Source organism: Planktotalea sp., from assembly GCF_018607965.1.
Lineage (GTDB): Bacteria > Pseudomonadota > Alphaproteobacteria > Rhodobacterales > Rhodobacteraceae > Planktotalea.
Window position 1 is genome coordinate 1 of the sequence record NZ_JABBAM010000082.1, and the last position, 9,669, is coordinate 9,669.

A 9,669-nucleotide genomic window follows, 5' to 3' on the forward strand; every position below is an offset into this window, starting at 1 on the left:
GGTTGCTTTGGCAAGCTTAATCGCATGATTTGCTTTTGGAACCCCTGCGTAGACCGCAACATGCATGAACGCTTGCAAAACGTTCTCGGGTTTGGCCCCTGTGTTGGCGGTTGCGCGGATGTGCATAGGAATTTCTTCGAAATTGCCCGCCGCGGCCAGTAAGGCAAGCGTCAACATAGAACGTTCGCGCTTGGGGATCGTGTCATCAGACCACAATGTGCCCCATGCCCCTTCGGTGATCATGCTCTGGAACGGTTGGTCAAACGTGCTTTTATTGGCTTCAGCGCGATCCACATGATCATCCCCTAAAACAGAGCGTCTCGTGCGCACGCCATCGTCAAATCGTGTGTTCATCGTGTTTCCTTAATAGGGCAGACCCACATAATTTTCAGCCATAGCGCGTTGCGCAGATTCATTGCTTTTCAAAAAAGCGATTTCAGCAGCCTGCATTTTCAGGTCAAACTCGGTCTGATCGGGGAACCGATGCATAAGCGAAGAAAACCACCAGCTAAAGCGTTCCGTTTTCCAAACGCGTGCGAGGGCTTTTTCGGAGTACGCATCAATTCCCGTGCTACTGCCATTCTCATAATATTCGCGCAGACCGTTGTAGAGATAGTGAATGTCAGACGCGGCTGTGTTGAGACCTTTTGCGCCCGTGGGCGGAACGATATGGGCGGCGTCCCCACATAGGAAAAGATTGCCCCAACGCATGGGTTCGGTCACAAAAGACCGCAGGCGCGCGATGGATTTTTCTATGGATGGGCCCGTAATTAAAGTCTCTGCAGCACTTGCGGGAATGCGGCGTTTGAATTCTGCCCAGAATGCATCATCGCTCCAATCTTCGGGTTTATCGTCCAAAGAGCACTGAATGTAGTAACGGCACAGGTTTTCGTTGCGCATAGAGGCCAGTGCAAAGCCTTGGTCAGAACTGGCATAAATCAGTTCATGGTTCACGGGTGGGGTCTCGGACAAGATCCCAAGCCATCCAAATGGGTACACTTTCTCGTACTCTGTACGCACATCTTCTGGGATCGTTTGACGGCTGACGCCGTGAAAGCCGTCGCAGCCAGCTACAAAATCACAGTCAATGCGACGGGCTTGGCCGGCGATCGAATAAGTTAAGTAAGGCGTATCGCTTTTGGCGTCGTTGATCACTACATCTTCAACGTTGAATTCTATTATGCCGCCTGATTTTTCTCGCGCTTCATAAAGATCACGGGTGACTTCGGTTTGGCCGTAAACTGTGACGCTGTGGCCTGTAAGCGCTGCGATGTCGACGCGAAACATATCGTCGTTGAAAGAAATGTTAACGCCTCCGTGCGGATAGCCCTCGGCCTCAAGCCGCTCAGAAACGCCAGCTTCTTTCATAAGCGACACGAACCCGCGTTCAAGGACACCGGCGCGCACGCGGCTGAGCACGTAATCTTTGGTTTTGCGTTCTAGAACAATGCTTTGAATGCCGCGACGTTCTAGAAGTCTTGCCAATAACAGACCCGATGGGCCACCACCGATAATAGCAACTTGAGTCTTCAAAATTCGGTCCTCCCAGAGCCAATGTAGCATGACCCTAAGCAGGCTTGATTAAATTGTAAAATCCAAAAGAGCCAAGCATCAAATGTAAGTTTTACGTTGCGCCGATGCGTGTGCGCGCTAAGGTTCACACAGTGACAACTGGGAGACTATAATGAAAAATATGACAGCAAAAATTGTTGGCGCAGCCTTTATCGCGTCCCTCGCAGGCGAAGCCGCTGCGACAGAGTGGAATGTTTCGGTTTGGGGCAAGCGCCGCGCCTTTACAGAGCATGTTGAGAAATTAGCAGAGCTGGTGTCTGCAAAGACAAATGGCGACTTCACAATCAACGTCTCTTACGGCGGTCTAAGCAAGAACCGTGAGAACCTTGACGGTATCTCCATCGGGGCATTTGAAATGGCGCAGTTCTGTGCTGGCTATCACCGCGACAAGAACCGTGTGATCACTGTTCTGGAATTGCCATTCTTGGGCGTTGAAAACCTTGCACAGGAAGTTGCGGTTTCCAAAGCAGTTTATGCGCACCCAGCAGCGACCGAAGAAATGGCGCAGTGGAATGCAAAGCTTTTGATGACGTCCCCAATGCCACAGTACAACCTTGTTGGCACAGGCGACGCGCGCAAATCACTTGCCGATTTTGAAGGTATGCGCGTTCGTGCAACCGGTGGATTGGGCAAAGCATTTGAAGCGGTTGGCGCAGTTCCGACATCCGTGACAGCGACAGAAGCCTACCAAGCGATGGAAGGCGGAGTGGTGGATACGGTTGCATTCGCGCAGCACGCACACCTTAGCTTTGGCACGATCAATCAAGCTGATTGGTGGACTGCGAACCTGAACCCGGGCACTGTGAACTGCCCAGTTGTTGTGAACATCGACGCATACGAGTCCCTAAGCGACGAAGAGCGCGCAGCCCTTGATAGTTCAGTTCCAGAAGCGTTGGATCACTATCTCGCGAACTACGGTGATTTGTTGCAGCGTTGGGACTCAGTTTTGGCTGAGAAGAACGTTGAGAAGGTCGAAATTTCTGCAGACGTGATTGCAGAGTTCCGTGCCAAGGCGGCGGACCCAATTCGTGATGCGTGGATCATGGACATGGAAGCACAGGGCCTTCCAGGTCAAGAACTGTACGATCTTGTTGTGAAAGCTTTGGCTGACGCAAAAATGTAAGGATTGACGGGGGGTGCGTGGGAAACCACGCACCTTAAGTGCTCCAACTTTCTGTAAGGTGCGTGTTCGCTCACGCACCTTACTTTTTCACATTTCAGGAGACCGCTCATGTCAGGTTCAGGCGCAGTACTCGAAGACTCCAGTCTTCTGAGCAGGTTAGATCGCGCGCTTTTGCCGATTGAACGCTTTTGCGCACTCTTGAGTGGACTTGCGATTTTCTCGTTGATGTTCCTTGCCGTTTATTCCGTGACGGGTCGCAAATTTTTTGCCGCTCCGATGATGGGTTATGTTGATTATATCGAAGCCGCCATGCCCGTGATCGCCATTATGGGCGTGTCCTACGTGCAGCGCGATGGCACGCATATTCGCATGGATATGCTTGTTTCTGTTCTAAAGGGTCGCTTGCTTTGGTTGTTCGAATTGATCTCTGTCTTGCTCATTCTTCTTCTTATGGTCGCGCTTACGTGGGGCGCATGGGATCATTTTGATCGCTCTTTCGATTGCGCACGGCCGTTTTGTAGTCGTGATAGTTCAATAGACGTCAGCATACCGATTTGGCCGTCCAAGCTGGTCGTGCCGATCGCATTTGGCGTGTTGGTCCTCAGGCTTGTTTTGCAGGCTGTTGGCTACGGGCGCGCGCTTGTACTGGGCCTTGAAAACCCTGTCGCCGTCCCGCTCACCTTAACCGTTGCGGAACAAGCGATGATCGAAGCGCAATCCTTGGAGGGATCTGACTGATGGAACCGATCGAAATCGGCCTTTGGGTCAGTGGTGGTATGTTGGTATTTGTGCTGCTGGGAATGCGCGTGGCCTTTGCAGCGGGACTTGCAGGATTTGTTGGACTTGTTTGGTTACGTTGGAACGGGTTTGACTATGATCCTGAGCGTTTCTGGAAGGCTGTGCAGATCAGCGTCAAGATTGCTGGCCTGACGCCACATTCCAAAGTATCCGCGCAGGTGCTTAGCTTAATCCCGGTCTTCATTCTGATCGGCTATCTCGCGTATCACGCCAAGCTTACGGTTGCCCTGTTCGAGGCTGCTAAACGCTGGATTGCGTGGGTTCCGGGTGGTCTGGCTGTGGCAACTGTCTTCGCGACCGCGGGCTTTGCCGCCGTTTCTGGCGCATCCGTTGCGACCGCTGCCGTCTTTGCACGTATTGCAATCCCTGAAATGCTAAAGGTCGGCTATAACAAAGCCTTTGCGGCTGGCGTCGTTGCGGCAGGTGGCACACTTGCGTCCCTCATTCCCCCTTCAGCCATCCTCGTGATCTACGCGATTATCGTTGAACAAGACGTAGGGAAACTCCTCCTCGCGGGCTTCATTCCGGGCGTGTTCTCAGCCATCGTTTATGCGATTCTGATCATTGGCCTTGCGCTGGGTTTCAAGAACATTGGCCCACCTGTTGGAGGCTTCACATGGCGTGAGCGCTTTGAATCCCTTCCACCTGCATTGCCCATCGTCGCAGTTGTCGTGATCATCATTTTCTTTGTCTATAACCCGTTCGGCGATGCGTGGGGCACGGCGACTGAGGGCGGTGCAATCGGTGCGTTCATCATCTTCTGTATGGCGCTCTATCGTGGAATGCGCTGGGCAAAGCTAAAAGAAGCACTGCTTGAAACCGCCAAGCTAACCGTGATGATTTTCACCATCATTTGGGGCGTTTTGATTTATGTGCGTTTCCTTGGTTTTGCAAAATTGCCTGATGCGTTTTCCGATTGGATCACCGCACTTGAAATGGAGCCTTTGACGATCCTGATCTGCATCCTGTTGGCCTATGCGGTGCTCGGCATGTTCATGGATGCGATTGGCATGCTCTTGCTAACCCTGCCTGTCGTTTACCCCGCCGTGATGGCGTTAAACGGTGGAGAATTGGTCAGTGCTGCGGATAGTGCGTTTGGCATGTCTGGCCCCATGTGCGCGATTTGGTTTGGTATTTTGGTGGTGAAAATGGCGGAGTTCTGTTTGATCACGCCCCCCATCGGCCTGAACTGTTTCGTGGTCGCGGGTGTGCGTGATGACCTGACCGTGCAAGATGTATTCAAAGGCGTCACCCCCTTCTTCATCGCAGACGGTGTCACAATTGCGCTGCTCGTCGCCTTTCCGGGGATCGTGCTCTGGCTGCCATCCCTCGTGTAACTTTCGCCCAAATATACGGAATGATCCATGAAACACATCCTCGCAATCGACCAAGGCACAACGTCCACGCGCGCGATCTTGTTTGGGCCAGATATGGCCCCTGTGGCGTCACAGCAGGAGGAATTTGAACAACATTTTCCGAAATCGGGCTGGGTTGAGCACGAGGCGAGCGAGTTGTGGTCAACAACTGCCTCCACATGTCGCGGCGCGATTGAGAAGGCGGGGATCAGCGCGACGGATATCGCCGCAATCGGGATTACCAATCAACGTGAAACCACTGTTTTATGGGATCGGGCGACGGGCAAAGCGCTGCATCGCGCGATTGTTTGGCAGGACCGTCGTACGTCTGAGTTGTGTCAGCAGTTAAAAGCAGATGGCCATGAAGAGATGGTCACGCAGCGCACAGGTTTATTGCTTGATCCTTATTTCAGTTCAACAAAACTAAATTGGCTGCTCGACAATGTTGAGGGCGCGCGCGCTCGGGCTGAGGCGGGTGAACTTGCCTTTGGGACTGTTGATAGTTGGGTTATCTGGAATCTTACGGGCGGCAAATCCCATGTGACCGACGCCACGAACGCCGCGCGCACAATGCTCTATGATATTCGTAAAGGCCGCTGGTCCAAAACCATGTGTGATCTGTTAGATATCCCGATGTCGCTGTTGCCAGAGGTCAAAGATTGCGCGGCTGATTTTGGCATGACCCGCGCGGATTTATTCGGACGTGAAATCCCAATTCTTGGTGTTGCAGGCGATCAACAGGCCGCGACCGTGGGCCAGGCATGTTTCAAGCCGGGGATGTTAAAATCCACGTATGGCACGGGATGTTTTGCGCTGCTCAATACGGGCGACGATCCTGTGATTTCAAAGAACCGCCTGTTGACGACGATAGCGTATCAACTTGATGGCAAGCCGACCTATGCGATTGAGGGCTCGATCTTTATTGCGGGGGCGGTTGTGCAATGGCTGCGTGATGGGTTGAAGATTATTCGCGACGCCAAAGAAACCCAGTCGTTGGCCGATAATGCCGATCCATCCCAAGACGTAGTTCTTGTGCCTGCCTTCACGGGCCTTGGTGCACCCTATTGGAACGCAGAGTGTCGCGGAGCTATTTACGGCCTGACCCGCAATTCCGGCCCCGCTGAAATGGCGAAAGCCGCGCTTGAGAGCGTGGGGTTTCAAACCCGTGATCTGCTTGAGGCGATGCATGCGGATTGGCTGGGTGCCGAAGAAATCGCATTGCGTGTGGATGGTGGGATGAGCGCGTCTGATTGGGCGATGCAATTCCTGTCCGACATACTAGGAGCGCCTGTTGATCGACCGGACGTGTTAGAGACGACAGCGCTGGGGGCTGCGTGGCTCGCGGGTCAACGCGCAGGTATCTATCCTGCGATGGAAGAATTCGCCGCGACGTGGGCGTTGGAGCGCAAGTTTGAACCAACGATGGACGAAGAAACCCGCAAAACGCGGTACGCGCGCTGGGGCAGGGCGGTTGACGCGACGCTTGCAGTCTAAGTACGACCCTTGTTAAAGCAGTCCGAATTCTGGGGAGAGTTTCGTTGAAGCAATATCATCAAGCCTTGCGTGACGTTTTAGAGCACGGTGTGGAATCCACGGATCGCACAGGCACGGGCACGTTTTCTCATTTTGGCATGCAAATGCGGTTCAAAATGGCGGATGGTTTCCCTCTGGTGACGACCAAGAAGCTGCATCTAAAGTCGATCATCCATGAGCTACTTTGGTTCATCGCAGGCGATACCAACATCAAATACCTCAAGGACAATGGTGTGTCGATTTGGAATGAATGGGCCGATGAGAATGGCGATCTTGGACCCGTGTACGGGCAACAATGGCGGCGTTTCCCCGCTAACAATGAAATGGGCCATGTGGACCAGATCGTTGATCTGATTGAAGCAATCAAGAACACGCCAGACAGTCGTCGTTTGATCGTGTCTGCATGGAACCCCGCAGAGGTGCCCGACATGGCGCTGCCGCCGTGTCACACGCTTTGGCAAGTGCGTATCAGCGGGGGCAAGCTGCATCTACAGCTTTATCAGCGTTCGGCTGATATGTTCTTAGGCGTGCCGTTCAACATCGCGTCTTATGCGCTATTGTTGCACATGTTGGCGCATGTGACGGGCTATGAGCCGGGCGATTTTGTGCATTCCTTTGGCGACGCGCATATTTATTCCAACCACATGGACCAGGTTGAGACCCAACTGGCACGCACGCCAAAAGCGCTGCCGCAGTTGCGGATCAAACGCGACGTGGCGTCGTTGTTTGACTTCACATTCGACGATTTCGAATTCATCGATTATGATCCCTACCCGGGTATCAAAGCCCCCGTGGCGGTGTAGACGATGATTTCACTGGTAGTCGGGCGCGACAAAAACGGGGCCATCGGCAAAGGCAACGACATCCCGTGGTACGCGCCAGAGGACTTGAAATTCTTCAAACGCGAAACACTGGGCGGTGCGATCATCATGGGGCGCAATACGTGGGACAGCTTGCCGTTCAAGCCCTTGAAGGACCGTTTGAACATCGTTGTATCCTCGCAAGGATGCGCAGCAGAGCATGTTTGCAAGAGCGTTTCTGAGGCTGTGGACTTGGCCTATGCAAGTGGATATCGCCGCGTTTACGGGATCGGTGGTGCAGGAATTTACCGCGAAATGATAGAAATTGCAGATCGCTTATTGATCACCGAAGTCGACCTTGAGGTGGACGGTGCAGACACGTTTTTCCCCGAATTTGATACCGCAGACTGGAACATCTTAGGCGAAACCATGCTGCAAGACGTTGAACCCAAATGTATCGTTCACGAATATTTGCGCGCCGTTTAGGCCATCCATTCGATGGAAATTGTGCAAAATCACCACACTTAGATGGTTTTGATTCGTACAAATCGACCGCACGGTTCTGCCGAAATTGACATAATCTCGTCTCATTTTAGGCATAAATCATAAATATAAAAAGACTTGAGCAGATCAAAAAGTGAGGCAGTTCCATGTTAAAAAAAGTTTTCGCATTCGCGGCTAGCGCGACTAACCTAACCACATCACAGGCTTCCGCCTGGGGTGATATGTATATGGGTGATTGCACGCATAACCCAAATAGCGTCGCGCCTGCGGCGTATCACGGGCCAAACTATTGCCCCGCTGGGCTTCAGCCCGTCGTTCTTGGTGGCGTCATTTGTTGTGGTACAGCTGCGCGCGGTTATACGCCGATGAAACATTCGCACACAAAGACCCACTCACATGTGAAAAGTCATTCGCATACGCAAACGCACTCGCACTAAGCGTTAAACATAACGAATAATGAGAAAGCCCAGCGGTTCCGCTGGGCTTTCTCGTTTCTAGAGCAGAGCGATATTCGCTGCCATTTGACGACCATCACGGCCATCTTCCATTTCGAAAGACACCTTTTGATCGTCGGCTAGGCCCGTCAGGCCAGAGCGTTCTACGGCAGAGATATGTACAAAGATATCGTTGCCCCCGTCTTCGGGTTCAATGAAACCGAACCCTTTTGTTGTGTTGAACCATTTGACGGTACCATTTGGCATGTCGTTAACTCCTGACTTATTCTAATTATTCACAGCTTAGCGCGCTGTTTAAAAAATCAAGAAAATTCCTGACTGAGCAAGTTGACATTTTCGTCATAATGGAGCGACTTGTTGGAAACATAAGCGGAGGACACCATGAAACTGTACGGTCTCAAGAACTGCGACACATGCCGTAAGGCGTTGAAACTCTTGCCCTCTGCAGAGTTAATTGATGTGCGGGCTCAAGGCGTTCCCCTTGTAACGATGCAGGCTGCATCTACGAAATTTGGACCGGCTTTGGTGAATAGACGCTCAACAACGTGGCGTGGTTTAAGCGAAGAAGAACGCGCACGCCCCGCGTTAGAGCTTTTGGCGCAGCATCCAGCCCTGATGAAGCGCCCACTGATTGAGGCCAACGGGACACTTTATCTGGGGTGGACGCAAGAGGTGCAGACAGCGCTAGACGTCTGAGCGGTTAAGGAAGCGGTCAAGCGACAACCAGCCCGCGCCTTTGAACACAATGATTGCTAGGGTTAGCACCCAGAACATGCGTTGATCAAGAATGACGCCATCTGGCATGCGATCAAACCATGCGCCTAGAACAGCGGTGTCTTCCCACGCACCATGACCAAAGAGATCAGTCAGGCTTTGCACAACGATGAAACCGATCATCCCAATGGATGCGAAGCGTGCAAACAAGCCAATAATAATCAGGGCAGGGAGGATGAATTCTGCCCAGGTTCCTGCCGTCACGACAGCCCAATGAAATAAGCCCAATTGTTTGACATCATATCCTGCGGTCTCCATCGCGCGCGGGAAAATTTGTGCGTATGCACCGAGGGACGTTTGGAAAATTCCGGTAAGCCCATCGCCAATTTTTGTAAGGCCAGAGTTGAAAAAATACATTGCCAAGGATGCGGCAAACGCAAAGCGCGCAGCAAACGGAAGGGCTGCATCACCCGAGCCAAGGGGGGCGATAAGACGATCTTGAAGGGCAATGAGACGGCGCATTTGATATTCCTTGTAAGCGTTTTTGTGAGTTATGGGACAAGCGCAGTCAGCGCGCCGTTTTGGATGAGCAAGCCAAGTAGGGCGGAGAAATCGAAGTCGGGATAATTGGCTTCGACGCTTTCCAATGCCGTACCGAGAGACGTCTGGTTTTGTAGGTCCTCAATTAAAACAGCGCTGCCTGCAGGCAATGCGTACATGTGGGGATCAAATTCTTGACGCGTGATCAAGACATCCTGTGCGCCCGCGCTTGGTTGGGGTGCATCTGGCGTCATGTTAAAGTGCCAAATATCAAG

General features: G+C 52.4%; 11 protein-coding genes and 1 pseudogene. 7 read left to right on the forward strand and 5 right to left on the reverse strand.

Annotated elements, in window-relative coordinates; all coding sequences use genetic code 11:
- Together pcaC and pobA are read right to left on the reverse strand one after the other, a co-directional pair.
- A partial coding sequence (pcaC, locus tag QZ279_RS07855; protein ID WP_293449764.1) for a 4-carboxymuconolactone decarboxylase occupies window positions 1-354 on the reverse strand: 354 nt, incomplete at its 3' end.
- Window positions 355-363: 9 nt separating this feature from the next.
- Complete coding sequence (gene pobA, locus QZ279_RS07860) at window positions 364-1,533, reverse strand: 4-hydroxybenzoate 3-monooxygenase (protein WP_293449766.1); 1,170 nt, start codon at window positions 1,531-1,533, stop codon at window positions 364-366.
- Between the two features lie 151 nt (window positions 1,534-1,684).
- Between pobA and QZ279_RS07865 the strand changes: the two genes are divergently transcribed.
- The 6 genes from QZ279_RS07865 (at window position 1,685) to QZ279_RS07890 (ending at window position 7,667) form a co-directional block, all read left to right on the forward strand.
- Window positions 1,685-2,695 carry a C4-dicarboxylate TRAP transporter substrate-binding protein gene (locus QZ279_RS07865; RefSeq protein ID WP_293449768.1) on the forward strand — a complete coding sequence of 337 codons (1,011 nt, stop codon included), beginning with the start codon at window positions 1,685-1,687 and terminating at the stop codon, window positions 2,693-2,695.
- Between the two features lie 108 nt (window positions 2,696-2,803).
- Window positions 2,804-3,433: a TRAP transporter small permease gene (locus tag QZ279_RS07870; RefSeq protein ID WP_293449770.1), complete on the forward strand. Its 630-nt coding sequence runs from the start codon at window positions 2,804-2,806 to the stop codon at window positions 3,431-3,433.
- Window positions 3,433-4,830 carry a TRAP transporter large permease gene (locus tag QZ279_RS07875; RefSeq protein ID WP_293449771.1) on the forward strand — a complete coding sequence of 466 codons (1,398 nt, stop codon included), beginning with the start codon at window positions 3,433-3,435 and terminating at the stop codon, window positions 4,828-4,830. The genes QZ279_RS07870 and QZ279_RS07875 overlap by 1 nt, the downstream gene beginning before the upstream one ends.
- Before the next feature lie 27 nt (window positions 4,831-4,857).
- Entirely contained in the window at window positions 4,858-6,342 is a 1,485-nt protein-coding gene (glpK, locus tag QZ279_RS07880) for a glycerol kinase GlpK (protein ID WP_293449772.1), read from the forward strand.
- Between the two features lie 44 nt (window positions 6,343-6,386).
- On the forward strand, window positions 6,387-7,184 hold the full coding sequence (locus tag QZ279_RS07885) for a thymidylate synthase (protein ID WP_293449774.1): 798 nt from the start codon (window positions 6,387-6,389) through the stop codon (window positions 7,182-7,184).
- Window positions 7,185-7,187: 3 nt separating this feature from the next.
- Entirely contained in the window at window positions 7,188-7,667 is a 480-nt protein-coding gene (locus QZ279_RS07890) for a dihydrofolate reductase (protein ID WP_293449775.1), read from the forward strand.
- Window positions 7,668-8,179: 512 nt separating this feature from the next.
- Here QZ279_RS07890 and QZ279_RS07895 read toward each other — a convergent pair.
- Window positions 8,180-8,386 carry a cold-shock protein gene (locus tag QZ279_RS07895; RefSeq protein WP_293449776.1) on the reverse strand — a complete coding sequence of 69 codons (207 nt, stop codon included), beginning with the start codon at window positions 8,384-8,386 and terminating at the stop codon, window positions 8,180-8,182.
- A 135-nt stretch (window positions 8,387-8,521) separates the two neighbouring features.
- Here QZ279_RS07895 and QZ279_RS07900 point away from each other — a divergent pair, with 135 nt between their 5' ends.
- Window positions 8,522-8,836: an ArsC/Spx/MgsR family protein gene (locus tag QZ279_RS07900; protein ID WP_293449777.1), complete on the forward strand. Its 315-nt coding sequence runs from the start codon at window positions 8,522-8,524 to the stop codon at window positions 8,834-8,836.
- On the opposite strand, the gene QZ279_RS07905 is transcribed toward QZ279_RS07900, so the two are convergent.
- Together QZ279_RS07905 and QZ279_RS07910 are read right to left on the reverse strand one after the other, a co-directional pair.
- Window positions 8,825-9,376, reverse strand: a complete 552-nt coding sequence (locus QZ279_RS07905) for a DoxX family membrane protein (protein ID WP_293449779.1) — start codon at window positions 9,374-9,376, stop codon at window positions 8,825-8,827. The two genes, QZ279_RS07900 and QZ279_RS07905, sit on opposite strands and share 12 nt — an antisense overlap.
- 29 nt (window positions 9,377-9,405) lie before the next feature.
- Window positions 9,406-9,669: pseudogene (locus QZ279_RS07910) on the reverse strand (DUF2063 domain-containing protein); the annotation flags it as partial.